The organism is Arthrobacter sp. 260 (assembly GCF_013116745.1).
GTDB lineage: Bacteria > Actinomycetota > Actinomycetes > Actinomycetales > Micrococcaceae > Arthrobacter_D.
On the sequence record NZ_JABFOE010000004.1, the window covers coordinates 189486 to 212004 of the forward strand.

20 protein-coding genes are annotated in these 22519 nt (G+C 66.2%); 15 read left to right on the forward strand and 5 right to left on the reverse strand.

Annotated features, from left to right (window positions below; all coding sequences use genetic code 11):
- The first annotated feature begins 14 nt into the window (after nucleotides 1-14).
- The 14 genes from dop to HMI57_RS06910 all read left to right on the forward strand — a co-directional run bounded on the left by dop (nucleotide 15) and on the right by HMI57_RS06910 (nucleotide 15721).
- Nucleotides 15-1601, forward strand: coding sequence for a depupylase/deamidase Dop (dop, locus tag HMI57_RS06845; protein ID WP_216607222.1), 1587 nt, complete (start codon nucleotides 15-17; stop codon nucleotides 1599-1601).
- Nucleotides 1602-1651: 50 nt separating this feature from the next.
- A complete protein-coding gene (locus tag HMI57_RS06850) occupies nucleotides 1652-1867 on the forward strand; it encodes a ubiquitin-like protein Pup (RefSeq protein ID WP_171585195.1) in 216 nt (71 codons plus the stop codon).
- 5 nt (nucleotides 1868-1872) lie between these two features.
- Nucleotides 1873-2697 carry a proteasome subunit beta gene (gene prcB, locus HMI57_RS06855; RefSeq protein WP_171585196.1) on the forward strand — a complete coding sequence of 275 codons (825 nt, stop codon included), beginning with the start codon at nucleotides 1873-1875 and terminating at the stop codon, nucleotides 2695-2697.
- A 2-nt stretch (nucleotides 2698-2699) separates the two neighbouring features.
- Nucleotides 2700-3437, forward strand: coding sequence for a proteasome subunit alpha (gene prcA, locus HMI57_RS06860; RefSeq protein WP_171585197.1), 738 nt, complete (start codon nucleotides 2700-2702; stop codon nucleotides 3435-3437).
- The gene (pafA, locus tag HMI57_RS06865; protein WP_171585198.1) at nucleotides 3437-4798 is read left to right on the forward strand and encodes a Pup--protein ligase; all 1362 of its coding nucleotides are present in this window, start codon (nucleotides 3437-3439) and stop codon (nucleotides 4796-4798) included. Before prcA ends, pafA begins: the two co-directional genes overlap by 1 nt.
- A gap of 146 nt (nucleotides 4799-4944) precedes the next feature.
- Nucleotides 4945-5880 carry an FKBP-type peptidyl-prolyl cis-trans isomerase gene (locus HMI57_RS19510; protein ID WP_171585199.1) on the forward strand — a complete coding sequence of 312 codons (936 nt, stop codon included), beginning with the start codon at nucleotides 4945-4947 and terminating at the stop codon, nucleotides 5878-5880.
- Between the two features lie 39 nt (nucleotides 5881-5919).
- Nucleotides 5920-6315, forward strand: coding sequence for an FKBP-type peptidyl-prolyl cis-trans isomerase (locus HMI57_RS06875; RefSeq protein ID WP_171585200.1), 396 nt, complete (start codon nucleotides 5920-5922; stop codon nucleotides 6313-6315).
- Nucleotides 6316-6387: 72 nt separating this feature from the next.
- Entirely contained in the window at nucleotides 6388-8355 is a 1968-nt protein-coding gene (locus HMI57_RS06880) for a WYL domain-containing protein (protein WP_171585201.1), read from the forward strand.
- Nucleotides 8356-8442: 87 nt separating this feature from the next.
- Entirely contained in the window at nucleotides 8443-8781 is a 339-nt protein-coding gene (locus tag HMI57_RS06885; RefSeq protein WP_171585202.1) for a hypothetical protein, read from the forward strand.
- Nucleotides 8782-8856: 75 nt separating this feature from the next.
- On the forward strand, nucleotides 8857-9156 hold the full coding sequence (tatA, locus tag HMI57_RS06890) for a Sec-independent protein translocase subunit TatA (RefSeq protein ID WP_171585203.1): 300 nt from the start codon (nucleotides 8857-8859) through the stop codon (nucleotides 9154-9156).
- Between the two features lie 60 nt (nucleotides 9157-9216).
- A complete protein-coding gene (gene tatC, locus HMI57_RS06895; protein WP_171585255.1) occupies nucleotides 9217-10002 on the forward strand; it encodes a twin-arginine translocase subunit TatC in 786 nt (261 codons plus the stop codon).
- A 54-nt stretch (nucleotides 10003-10056) separates the two neighbouring features.
- Nucleotides 10057-12882 carry a DEAD/DEAH box helicase gene (locus HMI57_RS06900; protein ID WP_171585204.1) on the forward strand — a complete coding sequence of 942 codons (2826 nt, stop codon included), beginning with the start codon at nucleotides 10057-10059 and terminating at the stop codon, nucleotides 12880-12882.
- 32 nt (nucleotides 12883-12914) lie between these two features.
- Complete coding sequence (locus HMI57_RS06905; RefSeq protein ID WP_171585205.1) at nucleotides 12915-14573, forward strand: amidohydrolase family protein; 1659 nt, start codon at nucleotides 12915-12917, stop codon at nucleotides 14571-14573.
- A gap of 401 nt (nucleotides 14574-14974) precedes the next feature.
- Complete coding sequence (locus HMI57_RS06910) at nucleotides 14975-15721, forward strand: polyprenol monophosphomannose synthase (protein WP_171585206.1); 747 nt, start codon at nucleotides 14975-14977, stop codon at nucleotides 15719-15721.
- Between the two features lie 83 nt (nucleotides 15722-15804).
- Here HMI57_RS06910 and HMI57_RS06915 read toward each other — a convergent pair whose 3' ends face one another.
- The 4 genes from HMI57_RS06915 to HMI57_RS06930 form a co-directional block, all read right to left on the reverse strand.
- Nucleotides 15805-16152, reverse strand: a complete 348-nt coding sequence (locus HMI57_RS06915) for an RNA polymerase-binding protein RbpA (RefSeq protein ID WP_024477045.1) — start codon at nucleotides 16150-16152, stop codon at nucleotides 15805-15807.
- Nucleotides 16153-16412: 260 nt separating this feature from the next.
- A complete protein-coding gene (locus HMI57_RS06920; protein WP_171585207.1) occupies nucleotides 16413-17348 on the reverse strand; it encodes an SPFH domain-containing protein in 936 nt (311 codons plus the stop codon).
- Nucleotides 17349-17430: 82 nt separating this feature from the next.
- Nucleotides 17431-17910, reverse strand: a complete 480-nt coding sequence (locus tag HMI57_RS06925) for an NfeD family protein (protein ID WP_171585208.1) — start codon at nucleotides 17908-17910, stop codon at nucleotides 17431-17433.
- Nucleotides 17911-18016: 106 nt separating this feature from the next.
- Nucleotides 18017-18889, reverse strand: a complete 873-nt coding sequence (locus tag HMI57_RS06930) for a putative RNA methyltransferase (RefSeq protein WP_171585209.1) — start codon at nucleotides 18887-18889, stop codon at nucleotides 18017-18019.
- A 77-nt stretch (nucleotides 18890-18966) separates the two neighbouring features.
- Between HMI57_RS06930 and HMI57_RS06935 the strand changes: the two genes are divergently transcribed.
- Entirely contained in the window at nucleotides 18967-21018 is a 2052-nt protein-coding gene (locus tag HMI57_RS06935; protein ID WP_171585210.1) for a prolyl oligopeptidase family serine peptidase, read from the forward strand.
- Nucleotides 21019-21022: 4 nt separating this feature from the next.
- Here HMI57_RS06935 and HMI57_RS06940 read toward each other — a convergent pair whose 3' ends face one another.
- The gene (locus HMI57_RS06940) at nucleotides 21023-22465 is read right to left on the reverse strand and encodes a HAMP domain-containing sensor histidine kinase (RefSeq protein ID WP_171585211.1); all 1443 of its coding nucleotides are present in this window, start codon (nucleotides 22463-22465) and stop codon (nucleotides 21023-21025) included.
- Nucleotides 22466-22519: the final 54 nt, after the last annotated feature.

A 22519-nucleotide genomic window follows, 5' to 3' on the forward strand; every position in this document is an offset into this window, starting at 1 on the left:
CCGCCCACCGCGTGATGGGCACCGAAACCGAGTACGGCATCATCGCCCCGTCCATCCCGGACGCGAACGCCACCATCCTGTCCTCGCAGGTGGTCAACGCGTACGCAGCGACCCTCCGCGAAGGTCTCGGCAACCTGGCGGGCACCCGGTGGGACTACACCGACGAGGCCCCGCTGGCGGACGCGCGGGGTTGGCACCAGGCCCGGCACTCAGCCGATCCGTCCCAGCTGACCGACACCCCACCGGTCCTGACCGCTGAACAGGTCGCCATGGTGGACCCGCCGCTCGACGACGTCGGCCCCCTGGACTCCGCGGTGCTGATGAATCTGGTGCTGAACAATGGTGCCCGGCTCTACGTCGACCACGCACACCCCGAATACTCGTCTCCGGAAGTGACCAACCCCCTGGACGCGGTCCTCTGGGACCGTGCCGGCGACGCCGTCGCCCTGACGGCGATGCGGCGGATCGCCGCCACCCCGGGCTTCGCCCCCGTCCACCTGTACAAGAACAACACCGACAACAAGAGCGTGTCCTACGGCTCGCACGAGAACTACCTGGTGCCCCGCAGTGTCCCGTTCCACCACCTCGCCGCGGTACTGATCCCGTTCTTCGTCACGCGACAGACCCTCTGCGGGTCAGGCCGGGTCGGTATCGGGGCGTTCAACCAGGCACCCGGGTTCCAGCTCAGCCAGCGGGCCGACTTCTTCGAAAACGAGATCGGGCTGGAAACCACAGTCCGGCGTCCCATCATCAATACCCGGGACGAGCCGCACGCCGTAGCAGAAAAATACCGGCGCCTGCACGTGATCATTGGGGACGCGAACCTCAGCGAGACGTCCAACTACCTCAAGATGGGGACCACGTCGCTGGTGCTGTCCCTGATTGACCGGCAGAATGCCCCGGTCCCGGAAATCCACGATCCGGTCCGCGAACTGCAGGCGGTCAGTCACGATCCCACCCTGAAGCACCGCGTCAGGCTGGTGGATGGCCGCTCGGTGACAGCACTGGATGTGCAGGAAATGTACCTCGACGCCTGCCTCCGCGAGTCCGACCGGCAGGGCGGCACCGACCCGCAAAGCGCAGATCTGCTGCACCGGTGGGGGTCGTTGATCGATGTGCTGCGTGGAAACCCCCTCGACGCGGCAGGGCAGCTCGACTGGGTGGCGAAACTCAAGGTCCTCGAGGCGTACCGGAGTCGCGACGGGATGGCGTGGGACGACCCGCGGCTGGCCCTGGTGGACCTCCAGTACTCGGACCTGCGACCGGAGAAGAGCATCTACCACCGATTGTCAGCGAGGGGTGACATCGACCGGCTGGTCAACGACGAGCAGGTCTCCGCCGCCGTCTCGAACCCACCGGAGGACACCCGGGCCTACTTCAGGGGGCACTGCATCAGCAGCTTCCCGCGGGAGGTGGTGGGTGCCAGCTGGGATTCAATCATCTTTGAACTCCCCTCCCAGCGGCGCCTGCAACGGATCCAGACCCGGGAACCACTGCGGGGCACCGCCGCGCTGACCAGGGAATTGTTCGCCGCGTCGGCTGACGCGGAAGAATTTGTTTCGCGGCTATTGAGCAGGCCACAATCCAACATGGCACCATAGAGTTCACTAGGTATTGCGCATCACATCCTCAGCAATGAAAGGTGCCAGCCATGGCTACACAGGACCGCAGAAACACCGGGTCACGCCCCGCGGAACAGGACGAGGAACAGGACACCGGAGTTCCCGACACTTCAGGGGCACCCGAGGGCGGAACACCCACGGCACAAACCCAGGGCGTCGACGACCTGCTGGATGAAATCGACGGGGTCCTCGAATCCAACGCCGAGGAATTCGTCCGCGGATTCGTCCAGAAGGGCGGGCAGTAACCTCCATGAAGTTAGAGGACGCCACCGCGTCGATCGGCCGTGCCGCCTCCACCTCGTTCAGCGGGTACCTCGGGGCGAACCATCCGGAACTGCTGCCCTCCAGCCGCTCCGCCGGGGGACTCACCCCGGCCAGCGCCCCCACGGTCGCGCCGCATGCCACCACGATCGTGTCGATGACCTACGCAGGCGGCGTCCTCATGGCTGGTGACCGGCGGGCGACGATGGGTAACATCATCGCCAGCCGGCACATCGAGAAGGTTTTCCCCGCTGACATGTACTCGGTATTAGGAATCGCCGGGAGCGCCGGCATAGCCCTCGACATCATGCGTCTCTTCCAGGTGGAGCTGGAACACTACGAGAAGATCGAGGGCGACCTGATGAGCCTCGACGGCAAGGCCAACCGGTTGGCCGCGATGATCCGGGCAAACCTGCCGCTGGCACTCCAGGGCCTCGCCGTGGTCCCCCTGTTCGCCGGATTCGACACCGCCCAGCGGGTCGGCCGGCTGTTCTCCTACGACGTGACCGGTGGCCGTTACGAGGAACAGGAACACCACAGTGTCGGATCCGGCGCCGCCTTCGCCCGCGGTGCACTGAAGAAGCTGTGGAAACCGAACCTTGACGAGGACCGCGCGGTACGGGTGGCAGTGGAGTCGCTCTACGACGCGGCAGACGACGATTCCGCGACGGGCGGTCCCGATGTGGTCCGCCAGCTGTGGCCGGTGGTCTACACGGCGAACAGCGCAGGCGCCCGCCGGGTACCGGAGCGGGAACTGGCCCTGGCCGCCGCCCAGGTGATTGACTCACGGTCCGTGGCGGGCCGGGAGGCATGAGCATGACCCAACAGTTCTATGTGTCTCCTGAGCAGCTCACCCGGGACCGCGCCGACTTCGCCCGGAAGGGAATCGCCCGCGGCCGTTCGGTGGTGGTGCTGAGCTGCCGGGACGGGATCGCGCTGGTTGCAGAGAATCCCTCACCGTCGCTGCACAAGGTCGGCGAGATCTATGACCGGATCGCTTTCGCCGCCGTCGGGAAATACAACGAGTTCGAGAGCCTGCGGCAGGCAGGGGTCCGCTACGCCGACGTGCGGGGCTACTCCTACGACCGCGGCGACGTGACGGCCCGTGGGCTGGCCAGCGTCTACGCGCAGAGTCTGGGCGCCGTGTTCACCGCCGACAGCAAACCCTTCGAAGTGGAACTTGCCGTTGCCGAGGTGGGTTCCCACCCCGACTCGGACCACCTGTACCGGCTGACCTTCGACGGGTCGATCGCCGACGAACAACGGTTCATCGTGATGGGTGGACAGGCAGACGCCGTGGTGGACGCACTCTCGAGCCGCTGGGACGCCGACCATGACTTCGGCGAAGCGGTGAGGACGGCCGTCGATGCCCTGCGTAACGACGGTGGAGGCGCCGTCGGGGGCGTCAGCGAACCCCGGGTCCGCCTGGACGCCGGCGCCCTGGAGGTCGCAGTCCTGGACCGTGACCCGCTGACCACCCGCGGTGCGCGGCGTGCGTTCCGACGGTTCCTCCCAGCTGAAGTCGCCACCATGCTCGAAGGGACGCAGCACTGATGGACCGCAGGATCTTCGGCATTGAAACCGAGTTCGGGATCGCCTATTCCGGGCCGAACTCCCGTCCCCTCTCACCCGAGGAGGTGGCCCGCTACCTGTTCCGTAAAGTGGTCAGCTGGGGGAGGTCCTCCAACGTTTTCCTCACCAACGGGTCCCGGCTGTACCTCGACGTCGGTTCACACCCCGAGTACGCGACCGCCGAGTGCGACGACGTCGCCCAACTGATCGCCCATGACCGGGCGGGGGAGCTGATCCTTGAGGACCTCGTCGCCGAGGCACAACGGCGGTTGGCCCACGAAGGGTACGACGGGCGGGTGTACCTGTTCAAGAACAACACCGACTCCGCAGGGAACTCCTATGGCAGCCACGAGAACTACCTCATTCCCCGGAAGCTGGAGTTCAGCCGCCTGGCCGACATTCTGATCCCGTTCCTGGTCACCCGGCAACTGCTGGTCGGGGCCGGAAAGGTCCTCAAGACACAGACCGGCGCCATCTACGCCTTCTCGCAGCGCGCCGACCACATCTGGGAGGGTGTCTCCTCCGCGACCACCCGGTCACGGCCCATCATCAACACCCGGGACGAACCCCACGCCGACGCCGAGTACTATCGCCGGCTCCACGTGATCGCCGGGGACTCGAACATGTCCGAAACCACCGCCATGCTCAAGGTGGGGTCGGTGGACCTGATCCTGCGGATGATCGAGGCGGGCGTCATCATGAAGGACTTCCGGCTGGAAAACCCGATTCGCAGCATCAGGGAAATCTCCCACGACCTCACCGGCAAACAACCGCTCAAACTGGCCAGCGGCCGCCGCATCTCTGCGCTTGAAATGCAGCGGGAGTACCTGTCCCGGGTCCGCCAGTTTGTCGACACGAATGGCGCCCACACCCCTCACGTCGAGCGGATCCTTGAACTGTGGGGCCGCACCCTGGACGCCGTTGACACCGGGGACCACTGGCTCGTCGACCGCGAAATCGACTGGGCCATCAAGAAGAAGTTGATCGACAGTTACCGCGGCCGCCACGGGCTGGGGCTCGAATCGGCGCGGGTGGCGCAACTCGACCTCACCTACCACGACATTTCCCGGGAACGCGGCCTGTACTTCCTGCTCCAGCAGCGCGGAGAAACTGACCGGGTGGTGGACGACGTCGACATCAAGAACGCGGTGGACATCCCACCCCAGACCACCCGGGCGCGTCTGCGGGGCGAGTTTGTGCGGCGCGCCAAGGAAGCCAACCGGGACTTCACCGTCGACTGGGTGCACCTCAAACTCAACGACCGCGCCCAGCAGACGATCCTCTGCAAGGACCCGTTCCAGTCGGTCGACGAACGGGTCGAAGCGCTGCTCGCGCAGCTGTGAATACGCAGGGAAACTGCCGGAGGAACAGGTGCGCGGGAGAAACCTCAGTTGCTCAACCGTTAGGCTGGTGAGGTTCATTCATCAGTTACGGCCCGTCTGTCGCGGCCGGATGGCATGCACCACCGATCAACAGTGAAAGAAGCACCGTGCGAAAAGCTCTCACCCTGACTCTGCCCCTCCTGCTTGCGCTGACTGCCTGTGGTGGTGACGCTGGCTCCGATGGCCCTGGGGGGAAGACCGCCGGGGACGCCGCGATCCTGGAATCCGTTCGCGTTGACGGCGGCACCGATGAGGAAGCCCCCGAGGTAACCTTCGAGTCGCCTCTGGAGGTCACCGGCCCCGCAGCCGCAGCCATCACCACCGGCGAGGGCGAACCCATCGCCGACGGCGACCGCGTCTCGTTCCACCTGGTGGGGCTCAACGCCGAGGACGGCTCAGTGCTCGGAGACACCTACTCCGCCGGCCAGCCGCAGACCCTCGACCTGACTGAGCAGCTCCAGGAGGTTGACCCGGAGCTGTACGAGGTGCTGCTGGGCACCCCCATCGGCTCTCAGATCGCCTACACCACAGTCCTTGAGGGTCAGGACCCGCAGCAGCTGATCGTCATGCGCGTGCTGAGTGCCGAAGAGGCACCCCCCGTTCCCGAGGTCCTCAGCCCCGAAGCGGTTGAGGAACTCGACGCCGACGGCCAGCTGCCCACGTTCACCTTCGACGACGACGACGCGCCGGTCATTGAGATCCCCGACAATGAGCCCTCTGACGACCTGGTCATCAAGGTTCTTGAGGCCGGCGACGGCGAAGTGGTCACCGAGGCCGACACCATCGCCGCCAACTACGCTGGCTGGCGCTGGGAAGACGGAGAGCAGTTCGACTCCAGCTACCCCGGCGGCGAGCCCGTCGAGTTCCCCCTGACCGGCGTCATCGAAGGCTGGACCAAGGGCCTCGCCGGCCAGACCGTGGGCAGCAAGGTGCTGCTGGTCATCCCCGCCCCCATGGGCTACGGCGACCCGGCACCCGAGGGACGCCCGTCCGGCACCCTCGCGTTCTATGTAGAAATCGTCGAGAAGGTCGCCGCCGAATAGTTTCGGCGACACCTGTTCACCACCATCTCAAGGAGAAATATGTCTATCGGATCAAACGGAACCGACCGCACCAAGCCGGAGATCGAATTCCCCGGCACCGAAGTCCCCACCGAACTGGTCATCTCTGACCTGATCGAGGGCTCCGGCGACGAGGCCAAGGCCGGGGACACCGTCTCCGCCCACTACGTGGGTGTCGCCTTCTCCACCGGGGAAGAGTTCGACTCCTCCTGGAACCGGGGTGCACCGCTGGACTTCAAGGTGGGCATCGGCCAGGTCATCCAGGGTTGGGACCAGGGCCTGCTCGGCATGAAGGTCGGCGGACGTCGCCGGCTGGAAATCCCGGCGAACCTCGCCTACGGTGACCGCGGCGCGGGTGGGGCAATCGCTCCCGGCGAATCGCTGATCTTCGTGGTCGACCTGATGGGCCTGCGCTAACCGCAGTACTGTTCGACCGATGGCCGGGGCACAGTGTGCCCCGGCCATCGTCTTGCAGGTACTCTTGCCAACGTGTCAGCTAAACGAACGGAACGCCTCCTCACCCTGGTCATGCTGCTGCTCTCCACGCAGCGCGGCTACACCAAGGAAGAGCTGTTCAGGGAAATCGAACTCTACGCCGGGGCACCCACACCCTCGGCCCGGGAAAAACTCTTCGACCGGGACAAGGCGATGCTCCGCGAACAAGGCATCCCCGTCCAGTCCTTCAGCGATGATCCCGCCTTCGATCACGACAACTCCATCCGCCGCTACCGGATCGACGCCGCCGAGTACCGGCTGCCCGCCGTGACCTTCAGCGCCGAGGAATCAGCCGCGCTGACCCTCGCCGCCGGCATGTGGGATGTAGCCACCCTCGACTCGGCAGCCGCCCGGGCCCTGCGGAAGCTGCAGGACCGCGGCGCGGCCGACGACGGCCCCGCGCCCCTTCCCGTGGAACCCCGCATCCGGACCAATGAGCCGCACTGGGACGAGGTGTGGCGTGCCACCACCTCCCGCCGCCCGATCTCCTTCGGCTATCGGGCTGCAAGCACCGGGCGGGAAGAACCACGCACCCTCCAACCCTGGGGGATGGGCAGCCGCTACGGGCACTGGTACGTGGTGGGCCTGGACCTGGACCGCGGCGAGGAACGGTACTTCAGGCTCTCCCGGATAACGACGGCACCGAAGCTCCTGGAGGGCACCTATGAGGTGCCCGAGAACTTCGCGATGCTCGATTCACTTGACTCCCTCGACCGTGCAGGCGACCCCTTCGAAGCAGTAGTGGCTGTGCAGCCCGATACCTGCCACCTGCTGCGCACCCGCCGCGGCGCAGTCCTGGACGGTGCCGATGGCGGCCGGGATATGCTGCGCTTCCCCTACGGCGATCCGGGTGACACCGCCGCCGACATCGCCGCCTTCGGACCCCGCGCCCGGGCCGTCGCCCCAGCCGACCTGGTGGATCAGGTACGCGACCGGTTGATCCGCGCGGCCGCCGCTCAGGAGGGACCCTTCCCGGTGGTCGAGTTCACCGGTCCGGCGCCACGGCCAGTCCGCCGCAAGGCCTCAGCCGACACGCGGCTACGGAGACTGCTCGACCTGGTGCCCTACCTCCTGGACCATCCCGGGGCGGACATGGAAGAGACCGCCAGGCGGTTCGGTGTCACCCGCGACCAGCTGGCCGCCGACCTTGAGCTGCTGTTCGTCAGCGGACCCCGCTACTACCCGGACGGCCTGATCGAGGTCAGCCTCGACGGGGACCGCATTTTCCTCAGCAACGCTGACAACCTCGCGGCACCGGTCCGCCTGAACCTCGACGAGGCCTGCACCCTCATCGTGGGGCTGGACACGCTCCGCCGGCTGCCCGGTCTGGATCCCGGGTCCGCAGCGGCCAGCGCCCACGCCAAACTCACCGAGGCTGCCGGGGACGCCGGTCGGGCAGGGAAAGCCATCGCCACCACCCTGACCGACGATGCAGTGGGGCCCACCCTCGAAACCCTCCAGACCGCCCTCCGCGACCGGGTTCAGCTGGAACTGACCTATCTGGTGCCCGCCCGCGACGAGGTCACCTACCGGACTGTGGAACCGATCCGCGCCTTCTCCCGCGACGACGTCTGGTATCTCCAGGCCTGGTGCATCGGCGCGGAGGCAGTCAGGAACTTCCGGCTGGACCGGATCCAGGACGCCCGGGTCACCACGGTTCCCGTTCAGGCAGGGCCCCGGCCGGTGCCGGTCGGCGACGCGGTGTTCCGCCCGGCCGCGGGCGACGAGCTGGTGACCTTCATCCTCCAGGATCCCGCCCGCTGGGTCGCCGAGCACTACGACGCCGCCCGGACCGTCGAGCTGCCCGAGGGACGGTTGGCAGCAGAGATACGGGTAGCTACCACCTCGTGGATCCCGGGCCTGGTCGGCAGGCTCGGAGGGGACGCCATGGTCAGCGCCCCCGAGGATCTGTCACGGGAGTGCTCGGCCTGGCTGTCCGCTGCCCGGCTGAACTATCCCTAACCGCTCTGGCCGGTACCGTGCGCATCAGTCAGCAGGGGTCCCGCGGCGCTGTCCCCGCGACAGCCAGGACTCCCTTAGACTTGAATCATGCCTTGGTGGACGTGGATTGTGATCTGGGTGGCCCTGCTTGCGCTGACCCTCCTGGTACTTGCCGCGCTCGGGTACTACCTCTTCCGGAAGGTCAAAGCCCTCCTCAAAGAGGTGGAGCATGCCGGTGAGGTATTCGACCGGTCGACCACCCCCGCGGCCAGCCCGGACGAAGCCGTCCGGGAATTCGTGCCTGCAGCGTTCCGCGACCCCGCGGACGTCAGGGATGAGCGGGCTGTGGGTAAGGCCCTGCGGGTTGCCAGGCGCCGGGAACGCCGCGTGCACCGCCGGGTGAACCGCTCCCAGCCCGTGAGCCTGAGAGATCTCCCGCATGTCTAGGGCCCGGTCCGTGCAGGATCAGAGGGTGACCCATGCAGGGAATCGCCCTAGCGAGAACTATGAAAGGATTTCATCATGAGACCTGAAGGCTGGGCACTAGTTGCCATTGTAGTTGTCGCACTGCTGCTTTTCGGAGCGCCCAAGCTGCCGGGCCTGGCCCGGAGCGTCGGCCAGTCCCTCCGGATTTTCAAGTCCGAGGTGAAGCAGATGAAGGACGACGGTCCGTCCGAGGCGGCCGACGACGGCGCACCCGTCGAGGGACGCGTTGTCCCGCCGGCACGCAGCCGCTCAGACCACCCCGATCAGCAGGGTCCGGCCACACCCGGACAGCACAATCCGCCGGGTCCAGCCGATCCGACGTCGCGCACACCCTAGGGTGAGCTGGCGGTGCTGAAGGTGCGCGGCAGAGGTCGCAAATCCAACCCCGAGGCGCGGATGGCTCTCCGGGAGCACCTGCTGGAAGCCCGGAATCGCCTGATCAAATCGGCGATCGCGCTGGTCCTCGGGACGGTGGTGGGGTTCTTCATCTACAACCCTGTCCTCACCGCGCTGTCACAGCCGATCCTGGACATCAACGCCCGCGAGGGCCGGGAAGCGGTCCTGAACTTCGCCGGGGTCGCCTCGCCGTTCGACCTGCTCGTGCAGATCTCGGTCTTTATCGGGATCATCCTGGCGAGCCCGGTCTGGCTGTACCAACTATGGGCGTTCATCACCCCCGGGCTGAAAACCAAGGAACGCCGGGTGGCGTTGTCCTTCATCGCCGTCGCCGTGCCCCTGTTCCTCGCGGGGATCTACCTCGCCTGGCTGGTGCTGCCGAACGCGGTCCGGGTACTGACCGATTTCACCCCCAGCGGGTTCTCGAACTTCATCCTCGTCACCGAGTACATCACCTTTGTGTTGCGCCTCATGCTCGCCTTCGGGATCGCCTTCCTGCTCCCGGTGGTGCTGTTCGGGCTGAACCTGGTGGGAATCCTCACCGGCCGGCAAATCCTGAAAGCCTGGCGGATCACCGTCTTCCTGATTTGCGTCTTCGCCGCCATGGCTGCACCCGGCGGCGACGCGCTCGGCATGCTCTACCTGGCCGCCCCGATGGTGGTGCTCTTCTTTATCGCCATCATGCTGTGCCTCGTGAACGACAAGCGGCGAGACCGCCGGCGGGCCGCACAGGACGCCGAGGTGGAAGCCAGCGCCGACACCGCGTCCCCCCTCGACGAGCTTTAGGCGCCCGAGCCGAACGGTGCAAACCCGCCAGCCGGGACAGATTAGGCTTGAACCATGACCTCCCCTGCCGAGCGGTACCAGCTAGCACAGGCGCGCACCGCACACTCAGCAACCGCGCTGTTCCAGTTCGAGCAGACCCTGGGATTCGACCTGGACCAGTTTCAGCGGGATGCCTGTGTCTGCCTTGAAGCGGGCCGCGGCGTGCTGGTCGCGGCGCCCACCGGCGCAGGCAAGACGGTCGTCGGAGAGTTCGCCGTGTATCTGGCCCTGGAAAAGGGTCTCAAGGCGTTCTATACCACCCCCATCAAAGCCCTCAGCAATCAGAAGTACTCGGAACTGTGCGCGGTCTACGGCTCGGACCGGGTGGGTCTGCTCACCGGCGATACGACGATCAACCCGGACGCCCCCGTCGTCGTCATGACCACCGAAGTGTTGCGGAACATGCTGTACGCGAACTCGGATACCCTCGACGACCTCGGGTACGTGGTCATGGACGAGGTGCACTATCTGGCGGACCGGTTCCGTGGGGCCGTATGGGAAGAAGTGATCATCCACCTGCCCTCCGAGGTCCGGCTCGTGTCACTGAGCGCGACGGTATCCAACGCCGAGGAGTTCGGGGCGTGGCTGGACACCGTCCGCGGCCACACCGACGTGGTGGTCTCCGAGCACCGCCCCGTTCCCCTCTGGCAGCACGTGATGGTGGGCCAGAACCTCCTGGACCTGTTCGCCGGGGAGGTGGCCTTCGACGAAGCAGCCCCCGCCGGAGCCGAGTCCGGCGCGCAGGACCGGTACGAGGTCAACCCCGAACTCCTGGAACTGGCCAGTTCGGAAACCCGGCTGACCCAGCGGGCCAACTGGGGAGCGGGCGGTGGCTCACGGCGGGGGAGGGGCCCGGCGAAACGGCCGCCGCAGGCTGTATCCCGCGTGCGGCGTGCCACCCGCCCCCAGGTGATCAGCGCCCTGGACAAGGACGGATTGCTCCCCGCGATCACCTTCATCTTTTCCCGCAACGGCTGCGAGGCAGCCGTCAGCCAGTGCCTCGATGCCGGGTTGTGGCTCACCACTGAGGCCGAACGGGAGATCATCAGCCTGCGGGTGGACGAGGCAGCGGTCGACCTGCCGCCGGAGGACCTGGCGGTGCTCGGCTTCTGGGAATGGCGGGAAGGGTTGATCCGCGGTTTCTCCGCCCACCACGCCGGGATGCTGCCCACCTTCAAGGAAGTCGTGGAGAAGCTCTTCGCCATGGGGCTGGTGAAAGCCGTCTTCGCAACTGAAACCCTGGCGCTCGGCGTGAACATGCCCGCCCGGTCGGTGGTGCTGGAGAAGCTCGACAAGTTCAACGGCGAGGCGCACGTGAACGTGACAGCGGGGGAGTACACCCAGCTGACCGGCCGCGCAGGCCGCCGGGGCATCGACGTGGAAGGTCACGCCGTCGTCCTCTGGCAGCCCGGCACCGACCCCGGTGCGGTGGCTGGGCTGGCGTCCCGGCGTACCTACCCGCTGAATTCCAGCTTCCGTCCCACCTACAACATGAGCATCAACCTGCTCGCCCAGTTTGGGCAGGACCGCTCCCGCGAGATCCTCGAAACCTCCTTTGCCCAGTTCCAGGCGGACCGCTCGGTGGTGGGGCTCGCGAAGCAGGTGCGGACCCGTGAGGAGTCCCTTAAGGGCTACGAACAGTCGATGACCTGCCACCTGGGGGACTTCACCGAGTACTCGAAGCTACGCCGGGAACTGTCGGACCTCGAGACCCTCGCCGCTAAAGCCTCGTCCCGGAACCGCCGGTCAGCAGCCGCGTCGTCCCTGGAAATGCTGCGGCCCGGTGATGTCATTGATGTGCCGGCCGGTCGGGTCCAGGGGTACGCAGTGGTCCTCAGCCCTGACAACTCCCGGGAGCCGCGGCCCACCGTGCTGACCGAAGACAAACAGATCCGACGCGTGGGTGTGCAGGACCTCACCGGGCCGCTGGACGTCCTGTCCCACATCAGGATCCCCAAGAACTTCAATGCCCGTAGCCCCAAGGACAGGCGCGACCTCAGCTCGTCGCTCCGCAACGCGCTGCACGACAAACGTCCGCCCCGCCGCGGTACGGGCCCCCAGGACGGCTTCCTCTCCGGCGCCACCGACCGCCAGGAGGCGGCCATCACTGAACTGCGCCGGAAACTCAGGGCTCACCCCTGCCACGGCTGCAGCGACCGGGAGCAGCACGCCCGGTGGGCCGAACGGTGGTGGAAGCTCCGCCGCGAAACCGACCGGCTAACCAGCCAGATCCGGGGGCGCACCAATACCATCGCCAAGACCTTCGACCGGGTCTCCGATGTCCTGCTCCATTACGGGTACCTGCAGGACACGCCGTCGGGCACCACCATCACCGCTGCCGGCCGCAAGCTGCGCCGGGTGTATGGCGAGAAGGACCTCCTGATCGCGCTGTCCCTCGAGCACGGCGCCTTCGACGGTCTGGACGCCGCCGAAACAGCGGCGCTGGCCTCTGTCCTCGTGTACCAGGCGAAGCGCGAGGAGCGCGGACTGCGCCCGAAAATGCCGGGGGCAACCCTGGACCACTCGATCGACGTCGTCGTCCGCCAGTGGTCCGCACTGACCGACCTTGAGGAACAGTTCAAGTTGCCGGTCACCGGGGAGCCCGAGCTGGGTCTCGTCTGGCCCATGTACAAGTGGGCCAGGGGGAAGGCCCTCCAGCCCGCCCTCAGCGGAACCGACCTGGCCGCCGGAGATTTCGTCCGGTGGACCAAGCAGGTCATCGACCTACTCGATCAGCTGGCCAAGATCGACGACCTGCCGAACGGGCAGCGCCGACGATGCATCGATGCCATTGGACTCATCCGTCGCGGCGTGGTGGCCTACTCGGCCATCGGCGACTAGAAATCACCTTCCCCCACCTGTCTGGAGCACGCATGACCCCGCCCCGCCCTGTTCTATACCGCAACGGCTCCGTCTATAGCGCAGCGGATCCGTTTGCGACGGCCCTGCTGGTCGACGGCGACACGGTCGCCTGGATCGGCTCCGAGCATGCCGCCGAGTCACTCGCAGATTCCACCATGACGGTCGTCGACCTCGCTGGCGCACTGATCACCCCCGGATTCGTCGACTCCCACGTCCACACCACCGAGACCGGTCTGGCCCTGGAGTCCATTGACCTCGGAGGCTGCGGCAGCCTCAACGAACTGCTGGACCGGGTCGCCGCCGCCGCGAGGAGCGGTGTGGGTACCGTTCTGGGCCACGGCTGGGACGAATCCCGCTGGCCGGACCGGACCGTGCCCACGGCTGCGCAGCTGGACCTGGCCGGCGACGGGAAACCCGTGTACCTGACGCGCGCCGACGTCCATTCGGCGGTGGTGTCCGGCTCGCTGGCGTCCACCCTCGGGCTGGCAGCCCTCGACGGCTGGGACAACGGCTTCGTGGTGCGGGACGCCCACGTCACCGCCCGGCTGGCCTCACGGAACCTCGATGACGCTCAGCGAACCTCATACCAACGGGCAGCCCTCCGGCGGGCGGCAGCCAACGGAATCGTTGCTGTCGCCGAGATGGGCGCACCGCACATCTCGCCCGCCGCCGACCTTCAGACGCTGCTGCGGCTCGGCCAGAACCCGACGGATGAGCCGCTCCCCGAGGTGCTGGCCTACTGGGGTCAGGCCGTCGGGTCGGCGTCCGAGCTAAGGGACATCCTGGAGATCTTCGACGGGCGCCTGGCCGGACTTGGAGGCGACCTGAACGTCGACGGGTCGATCGGTTCCCGCACTGCGGCCCTGAGAGAGCCCTACTCGGACGACTCCCACCAGGGCACCGTGTTCCTGGATGCTGATGCCGTCGCCGCTCATCTGGGCGCCGCGACGAGTATCGGGTTGCAGTCCGGTTTCCACGTGATCGGAGACGCCGGACTGGACGTGGTGCTCGACGGCTTGTCGCGCACGGCGGGGGAGCACGGCATCGAGAAGGTACGAAAGGCCCGCCACCGTCTGGAGCACGTGGAGCTTGCCGACAGCGACGCCATCGCCCAGTTGGTCCACTTCGGCGTGACCGTCAGCGCCCAACCGGCGTTCGACGCCCGTTGGGGAGCCGCCGACGGCCTCTACAGCCAGCGGCTGGGGGAGGCCCGGATGGCCGGCATGAACCCTTTTGCCAGTTTCCTTGCGGCAGGGGTACCCCTGACCTTCGGATCCGACAGCCCCGTCACCTCGCTCGACCCGTGGTCCACCCTGCGGGCCGCTGTCCTGCACAACAACCCGGCCCAGCGCATCTCCGCCCGAGCCGCTTTCATCGCCCATACCCGGGCGGGGTGGCGGGCGGTGGGGTCCGGGAACCCCCTCCTCGGCCAGCTGGTGCCGGGCGCTCCGGCGTCCTACGCGGTATGGGAGGTGGAGGAACTGATGGTGCAGACGGCGGACAGCCGGGTCCAGTCCTGGAGCACCGATCCGCGGGCCGGAACACCCTTGCTGCCCGCCCTTGATACAGCCTCGGATCCCCTCTGCCTGGAAACGGTGCACCACGGCCGGCAGCTGTACCAGGCCGAAGGTTTCAACGAATTACCCTCTACCCTTCAGCCCGCGTCCTGACCTGCGGAAACATGAGTTTCCGCAGGTCAGCGGGCTGTTGACACGAACTCCACAGCGCGTAGGCTGTGGTGTCAACGGGTTGAGAAAGTCAGGAACCATAGCTCACCCGACCGAACCGGTTTGATTTCATGCCTGAGGCAGCCACCACCACTGAAGATGGCTAGACATGTGTCACGGTATCGGTGCTCATAAAACGGGTAGGTTCGCGCGTCAGTAGAAAACAGCTGGATCGTTGTCGATCCGTGCTGGCCCGAAGGCGCGCGAACCTACCCAAATCATGATGACGACCTGACCCCACCGGCTTTTCGATCCTGCGCGGGCATCCAATATACTGGGCGTTTGGTTCCGACCCCCGGGACGTGCGCTGCGGCGCACCTGCTACTTGACCAAAGGTTGCCTGCGTGCGAGTCGTCACCATCATTCCCACCTACAACGAGATCGAGTCGCTGCCTCTGACGGTTGCCCGTCTCCGCAGTGCCGTGCCCCACTCGGATGTCCTGGTGGTGGATGACAACAGTCCTGACGGCACGGGCGACCTGGCTGACACGCTCGCCGCCGCCGACCCCCAGATCCACGTGCTGCACCGTCAAGGCAAGGCGGGGCTCGGGGCCGCCTACATCGCCGGGTTCACCTGGGGGCTCGACGCCGGCTACGACGTGCTGGTGGAGATGGACGCTGACGGCTCACACCGCCCTGAACAGTTGCAGTCGCTGCTGGAGAAGGTGGCTGACGCGGACCTGGTGATCGGTTCCCGATGGGTTCCGGGAGGGTCGGTGGTGAATTGGCCGCGACGCCGGAAACTCCTGTCCAGGGCGGGCAGCACCTACTCCAGGATCATGCTCGGCATCAACGTCAGGGACATCACCGCCGGGTACCGGGCGTTCCGCCGCGAGACCCTTGAAAAACTCGATCTGACCCAGGTGGATTCAGTCGGTTATGGCTTCCAGGTGGACATGACCTTCCGGGTCGCCAAACTGGGCCTGAAGATCGTTGAGGTGCCGATCACGTTCGTCGAGCGCGAATTTGGGGCGTCGAAGATGAGCGGCGGCATCGTCCTGGAAGCCATCGGAAATGTCACCCGGTGGGGCTTTGCTGCACGCTGGCGTGCTCTCACCACCCGCGGTGAGCCCAGCAACATCACCGGTTAGCCAGGACACATCACCGGTTAGCCAGGACACGAAAAAGCCGGGCCTACTGCCCGGAAGCAGGAGACCCGGCTTTGTCAGTGCATCTAGGCGGACTGACGTTCTCCGCGGCGTTCCCGAAGAATGGTCAGGCGGTCCTGGAGGATCTGCTCCAGCTCGTCCATGCTGCGGCGTTCCAGCAGCATGTCCCAGTGCGTACGCACCGGCTTGTCACCTGAGGTGTCGGGGCGCTCTCCGTCGACGAGCAGCGCTTCCTTGCCGGTCTTGGATACCCAGACCGGTGGGACGTCAGCTTCCGCCGCAAAGGTGACGAACACCCGCTCGCCGTCTCCGCAGCGGTATTCGACCCGCTGACGGGGAGCCGGCTCAACCCCGGACTCTGTCTCCATGCTCTGCGCTCCGAGGCGCATTCCGCGCAAGCTACGATCGCTCATGTATTCTCCTACTCAACAATTTGGCATCCGTAACGGCGGATGGTGGTGTGGCGTTTTCCGCCACGTCCTGCCATCTACATAACGCTGTGGAATTTGAGTCTGTTCCCGATCACAGCAGCGAAACTACGGCAAACACACAATTATACGCCGGAGTGGTGGCCAAACAGAAACGGCCGGCTAGCGGTTGGCTAGCCAGCCGTCATCGGTCGGGGAATTCACCGGGGTCAGGTCCGGTAGGGGACGGTCAGGCGGTGGCGGTTCTAGGCCCTGTAGGTAGGTGAGGCGCCTTCGCCGTCGGGAGCGTCAGCCGTCGTGTTACCGAGGACGTTACCAATTCCCTTGAGCGCTTCGCCAACCTCGCTGGGAATGATCCACAGCTTGTTGGAGGACCCTTCGGCGAGCTTCGGAAGCGTCTGGAGGTACTGGTACGCGAGCAGCTTCTGGGTCGGGTTGCCCTTGTGAATGGCGTCGAAGACCTTCTGGATGGCTTGGGACTCACCGTCGGCGCGCAGGATGGCTGCCTTGGCATCACCCTCCGCGGCGAGGATCGCCGCCTGCCGCTGACCCTCGGCGGTGAGAATCTGGGACTGCTTGGTGCCCTCGGCGGTCAGGATGGCCGCGCGGCGGTCCCGCTCCGCGCGCATCTGCTTCTCCATCGAGTCCTGGATGGACAGGGGAGGATCGATGGCCTTCAGCTCCACCCGCGACACGCGGATGCCCCAGCGCCCGGTGGCTTCATCGAGCACCCCACGGAGTTGTCCGTTGATCTGGTCACGGGAGGTCAGCGCCTCTTCGAGGTTCAGACCACCGACGACGTTACGCAGGGTAGTGGTGGTCAGCTGTTCAACGGCCTGGATGTAATTGGCAATCTCGTAGGTTGCCGCCCGCGGGTCAGTGACCTGGAAGTAGACCACCGTGTCGATCGAAACCACCAGGTTGTCCTCGGTGATGACGGGCTGCGGTGGGAAGGACACGACCTGCTCGCGCAGATCAAGCAGGGGAAGCAACCGGTCCACGAAGGGGATCAGGATCGTCAGGCCTGGCTGGAGGGTTCGCTGGTACTTTCCCAGCCGTTCCACCACGCCAGCGCGGGCCTGAGGAATGATCCTGACCGATTTAACCAGCACGATCAGGACGAAGATGATCAGGGCAATCAGGACGACTGTTAGTCCGATGGCCCCTGCGTCGCTAGGCATGTGTTCCCCTTTGAGGTTGGTGGCACAGGTCCAGTGTCACGGGTAAGTGCCACTGGGATGGGTAGACGGTTGGCGATGGAGCCTAGACGGCGCCGGAGTCGGCGGCCTTCGGCTGAGCAGGTGCTGAGATCAGGGCGGTGGCCCCGTCGATTCGTGAAACTGCGACGCGTTCGCCGGCAGGGATCAGGGAGCCGTCGACAGTCCGGGCAGACCAGGTGTCGCCGCCGATCTTCACGGTGCCGGATTCCCCGGTCACCACGTCGAGGGTCAGCGCTGATTCGCCGATCAACCGGTCGATGTTGCTCAGCTGCTCGGGGGAGCCACGCTTCAGGTGTTTCAGGGCAACCGGCCGAACCACCAGCACCATGAGCAGGGACACCACGCAGAACACCACCACCTGCAGGAAGAATGCCGCGCCGATGAAGGTGCTGATCATGGCGGCGAGGGCGCCCATAGCCATCATGATGAAGAACAGGTCGAGAGTCAGGGTTTCCACAGCGGCAAGCCCCAGGAACAGGACGAGCCAGAGTATCCAGCCGTTCTCCATAAGCCACTCAAACATGTCTTCCCCTTGGGCTAGGGCGCCATTGGGCGCACGTACTGCGTACCTCCATCATGCCAAAGCAGAGTGACGAAACCTAGGGATGGGAAGCACGACAGGGCGGTTGTTATACATCCGCAAGGGTCGCGGTCCCCGCTGACCGCCCGAACACCTGGACGGTGAAGCGGGCTCTAGCCCCGGTCCACTCCGGGAGACTGGCGAGCCGGTCCAAGAGCACGGCCTGGTCCAGATGGTGTCCGGCGGGACCCATCAGGGCCGCGTTGTAGACGTCGGTGCGCGAGAGGCGCAGCGGATAGTCAACAACTACCGCCTCCATCTCATGGAACAAACCGGCCAGTGTGGTGGACACCCCGTCGGCCTTGTCTCCGGGCACCACGAGCAGGCCGGCGTCGTCGGCGATCTCCGCCAGGTGACCAGGCAGGGGGGTCACCACCACCAGCACGCCGCCGGGCCGCAGCACCCGGTGGAACTCCTCAGGATTGCGGGGAGCGAAAATGTTCGTCAAGAGGTCGACCGCGCCGTCCTGGATGGGCAGCGGGCGCCAGACATCCCAGACCAGGCAGACGCCGTCGTCGTCGAGAAGCCGTGCGGCACGGCGCAGGGCGAACTTGGAGATGTCCAGGGCCACCAGGGAGGCTTCCGGGTGGCCGCGGCGCAACCCGTCAAGGTAGTAGCCGGTGCCTGCTCCGGCGTCCAGGATTACCCGCGGCGCCACGGCCCGCCGCTGCGCCAGGACTGAGACCGTGTCCCGGAGTCGGTCGTAGTGGCCCGCACCGAGGAAGTCGGTCCGGGCCTGCACCATTGCGGCAGTATCGGGCAGGAACGGCGTGCCCCGGCCGGTGAGCAGGTTGAAGTACCCCTGCTTCGCCGCATCAAACCGGTGCCCGGTTGCGCACCCGAGGGTCCGGCCCGTTGCCGAGAGTTCAAGCGCCACCGAGCACACGGGGCAGCGCAAAATGTTCTCCGGGAGGCGGGGCATGCCTTCATCCTAGGGCCCGGGACGCTGCCCCCGTGTCCGAATTGGGAAGTCCCGATGACTGATCTAGTCTCGAACCTGTGAAACCACATGAGCTGAACCTCCTCCAGTCCGTAAGTTCACCGTCGCTCTCACCCGACGCGCAGCACTGCGTCGTCTCAGTGACCCGACCCGATTTCCAGGCCGACTCCTATGTCGGACAACTGTGGGACCTTCCGGTCGCCGGTGGCCACGCCCGCCGGCTGACCCGCGGCTTCCGCGACACCGCACCCCAGTATTCGCCCGACGGCAGGCTCCTCGCGTTTCTCCGGTCAGCGCCGGGTGGAAAGCCACAGCTGATGATGGTCGATAGCCGCGGCGGCGAACCGCAGGCACTCACCGACCAGAAAATGGGAGTCGGGGCGTTCAACTTCTCGCCGGATTCGTCGAAGATCGTTTTCACCTCCCGGGTGCCCGAGCATGGCCGGTACGGAACCGTCGACGGCGTCGGGCCCGGCCTTGAAGACCCCCGCCGGATCAGCACGTTCAAGTACCGTATGAACGGCCTGGGCTACACGGTGGACAAGCGCAACCACATTTTCGTCCTTGACCTGCCGGACCTGGATGCGGCACCGTTCGTGGAACCGGTAGGCCGTGCCAAGGAAGCGGCGGCAGCCGAGGGTGCGGACACGCCGGAAGGGTCGACGGGGGCTGGCTCCAAGGGTCTCCCCGCCGCGGTCCAGCTGACCACCGCCAACACCGACCACAACGAGCCGGTGTTTTCCCGCGACGGGCAGCGGATCCTGTTCACCGCTGCGCTACACCCGGACGCCGACACCACGCTGTACACCGACATTCACTCGATGGCGGTGGACGGAACTGGCCTGTCGCGGCTGACCAACAACGGGGCGGGCACCCGGCTTGGCTGCAACCGCCCGGTGGAAAGCCTCGACGGCAAATGGCTCTTCTTCCTGGGCAGCGACCTGTCCGAGGACGGACTCGACTTCCTGGCCCGCAACACGGCGCTGTACGTCGCGCCGGTGGACGCACCCGGCGAGACGCGCGCCCTCACCGACGCGGAGACTGTCGACCTCGGGGAGGTCGGTGACATCGTGCCCCGGGGCGACGACTCGGTGCTCGTGTTCAACCGCACCCGGGGGAAGGGGACCCTCCTGGAGGTCTCGGCTGACGGCACGCTGACGGAGCTCCTGGAGGGCGAGCTGATCGTCACGGGCGCTGCAGCGGCCGGCGATGTGGTCGTCGCCTCCTACACGGACGCGCACACCATGGGCGACGTGGCGGTGGTGTCAGGGGGAGCCCTCTCCCCGATGACCGACTTCTCCAGCGACCTGCGCGAGCAGACCACTGTGGTGACACCGGTGGAGGAGACCTTCACCGCTGGCGATGGTCACCCGGTGCACGGGTGGGTCCTCGAACCCGCTGGGGAGGGCCCCCACCCGGTCCTGCTGAACATCCACGGCGGCCCGTTTGCCCAGTACGGCTGGGGCTACTTCGACGAGGCGCAGGTGTACGTCGATGCTGGCTACGCGGTGGTCATGTGCAACCCGCGGGGCGCTGCGGGCTACGGGCAGGAGCACGGACGGGTCATCAAGGGAGCCATGGGCACCGTCGACCTGCAGGACGTGCTGGGCTTCCTGGAGGGCGCGCTGGAGAAGTACCCGGCGATGGACCGGGAACGGCTGGGGGTGATGGGCGGATCTTATGGTGGCTACCTGACCGCGTGGACCATCTCCCAGGACCATCGGTTCACTGCGGCGGTGGTGGAGCGCGGGTACCTCGACCCACCATCCTTCGTCGGGTCGTCGGACATTGGCTGGTTCTTTTCCGACGCCTACACCGGGTCCGATCCGGAACAGATCAAGGCACAGAACCCGTTCGCGCATGTGGACAAGGTGCAGACCCCCACTTTCGTTGTGCACTCGGAGGAGGATCTGCGCTGCCCACTGGAACAGGCACAGCGTTATTACACGGCGTTGAAGCTGCGGGGCGTGCCTACCGAACTGTTGGTCTTCCCGGGGGAGACCCACGAGCTGTCGCGGGCCGGATCGCCGTGGCACCGCCGGCAGCGGTTCGAGCACATCCTGCAGTGGTGGGCGACCTACCTGCCCACGCCGCAGAACCAGCCCGTCTGACGGTCTAGCTGGGGTTTGCCGGCGGCAGCACGGCGTGGCGGGGGAGCAGGATTTCGAAACACGCTCCCCAGCCCGGTCGTGTCACCAGCGACGCGCTGCCGCCGTGCGCCTCGGCGATCGCGGCCACGATGGACAAGCCCAGGCCAGCGCCGCCAGTTTTCGCGGTGTCCCGTCCCGAGCCGCGCTTAAAACGGGTGAAGATCTGGTCCGCGTCCTGCGCGGGGATGCCGGGGCCAGAGTCCAGCACCCACAGACGCACCGCCTCGGGCGAGACATCGGCGCCGAGCCGGATCGTGGCGCCCGCCTCGGTGAACTTGACCGCGTTGTCTGCCAGCTGGAGCAGCGCCTGGGTCACCCGGTGCCGGTCAGCGAGAATGACCGTCGGCTCGGGCGCGTCGACCTGCCAGTCCCGGTCGGCGAGGGCCGTCATCTTCCGGTACACGCTCAGCACCAGTTCCTGCACCTCGACCCGGTCGAGGGCCAGGAAGTCCGGCCGCTCGGCGCGGGCCAGCACGAACAGGTCCGAGACGATCTGGTTCATCCGGTCCACCTCATCGGTGACCAGCGCAACCGTTGCAGCGCGCTCCTCGGGGGTCTCGTCGAGATCGAGCAACTCCATATGTCCGCGGATCACCGTCAGGGGCGTCCTCAGCTCGTGGCTGGTGTCGTCAAGAAACTGCCGCTGGGTGGTGAAGGACTGTTCAAGCCGTGCCAGCATGTCGTTGAAAGCGTCGGCGATCTGGGATGCCTCATCCTTGCCGGTGGTTTCGATCCGCCGGCTGAGGTCGGTGTCCGAAATGATCCGCGCCGTCTCCGCCAGGGACTTCAGGGGGCGAAGCACTCGCCCGGCAAGGGCCAGGCTGAGGAGCGAGGCCAGGATGGTGGTGCCCAGCTGAACCACGAGCTGCGTCTGGACCGCCCGGTCAATCTCGCTCTGTTCATTGGCGGGGAAGTTCGCGACCACGAAAAGTCCGTCGTAAGGATCACCGTCGAACGGCACCGCCACGTAGCTGGTCTTCCCTGCCGGCGTATCGATGGTCCCCTTCTCCATCTCTTCAAGCCCCAGCCAGTAGTCCACTGTGCTGCGGAACTCTTCGGGATCGGGCACCTGCTGTGCGCGGCGGGATTCGTAAAGTTCACCGTCGAGGAAGGCCAGCAGCGTTTCACCCTCGTCGGCGATCTCGCGGGAGAAGTAGACATCGAAGATGGCCGAGAGGTCCTCACCGAACGGTTCACCGGTTCGCGGGTCAACGCCTCCGGCGAGCAGCCTGAACTCCTCCGCCTCACGGTCAAGGCTGATGCTGATCTCTTCGTTGAGCCGTTCAAACAGGACCAGGCGCAGCAACAGGACCGATCCCACCGAGGAAAGGACCAGGAGCACTACGACCACGGCGACGATCCGCACGCGGATGCTCGACGTCCAGCGCCACGGGCTAGTGCTTTTCATACCGCAAGGGTAAGCCCCAGCCATCGGCTGCTGGACAACTTTACGCGGCGGGTG

Coding starts and splice junctions, on each gene's coding strand:
- tatC (WP_171585255.1), top strand. CDS start 9,217: ATGGCTCTCCGGGAGCACCTGCTGGAAGCCCGGAATCGCCTGATCAAA.
- HMI57_RS06930 (WP_171585209.1), bottom strand. CDS start 18,889: ATGCCCCGCCTCCCGGAGAACATTTTGCGCTGCCCCGTGTGCTCGGTG.
- tatA (WP_171585203.1), top strand. CDS start 8,857: ATGAGACCTGAAGGCTGGGCACTAGTTGCCATTGTAGTTGTCGCACTG.
- prcB (WP_171585196.1), top strand. CDS start 1,873: ATGAAGTTAGAGGACGCCACCGCGTCGATCGGCCGTGCCGCCTCCACC.
- HMI57_RS06850 (WP_171585195.1), top strand. CDS start 1,652: ATGGCTACACAGGACCGCAGAAACACCGGGTCACGCCCCGCGGAACAG.
- pafA (WP_171585198.1), top strand. CDS start 3,437: ATGGACCGCAGGATCTTCGGCATTGAAACCGAGTTCGGGATCGCCTAT.
- HMI57_RS06875 (WP_171585200.1), top strand. CDS start 5,920: ATGTCTATCGGATCAAACGGAACCGACCGCACCAAGCCGGAGATCGAA.
- HMI57_RS06920 (WP_171585207.1), bottom strand. CDS start 17,348: ATGCCTAGCGACGCAGGGGCCATCGGACTAACAGTCGTCCTGATTGCC.
- prcA (WP_171585197.1), top strand. CDS start 2,700: ATGACCCAACAGTTCTATGTGTCTCCTGAGCAGCTCACCCGGGACCGC.
- HMI57_RS06940 (WP_171585211.1), bottom strand. CDS start 22,465: ATGAAAAGCACTAGCCCGTGGCGCTGGACGTCGAGCATCCGCGTGCGG.
- dop (WP_216607222.1), top strand. CDS start 15: ATGGGCACCGAAACCGAGTACGGCATCATCGCCCCGTCCATCCCGGAC.
- HMI57_RS06900 (WP_171585204.1), top strand. CDS start 10,057: ATGACCTCCCCTGCCGAGCGGTACCAGCTAGCACAGGCGCGCACCGCA.
- HMI57_RS06915 (WP_024477045.1), bottom strand. CDS start 16,152: ATGAGCGATCGTAGCTTGCGCGGAATGCGCCTCGGAGCGCAGAGCATG.
- HMI57_RS06885 (WP_171585202.1), top strand. CDS start 8,443: ATGCCTTGGTGGACGTGGATTGTGATCTGGGTGGCCCTGCTTGCGCTG.
- HMI57_RS06925 (WP_171585208.1), bottom strand. CDS start 17,910: ATGTTTGAGTGGCTTATGGAGAACGGCTGGATACTCTGGCTCGTCCTG.
- HMI57_RS06905 (WP_171585205.1), top strand. CDS start 12,915: ATGACCCCGCCCCGCCCTGTTCTATACCGCAACGGCTCCGTCTATAGC.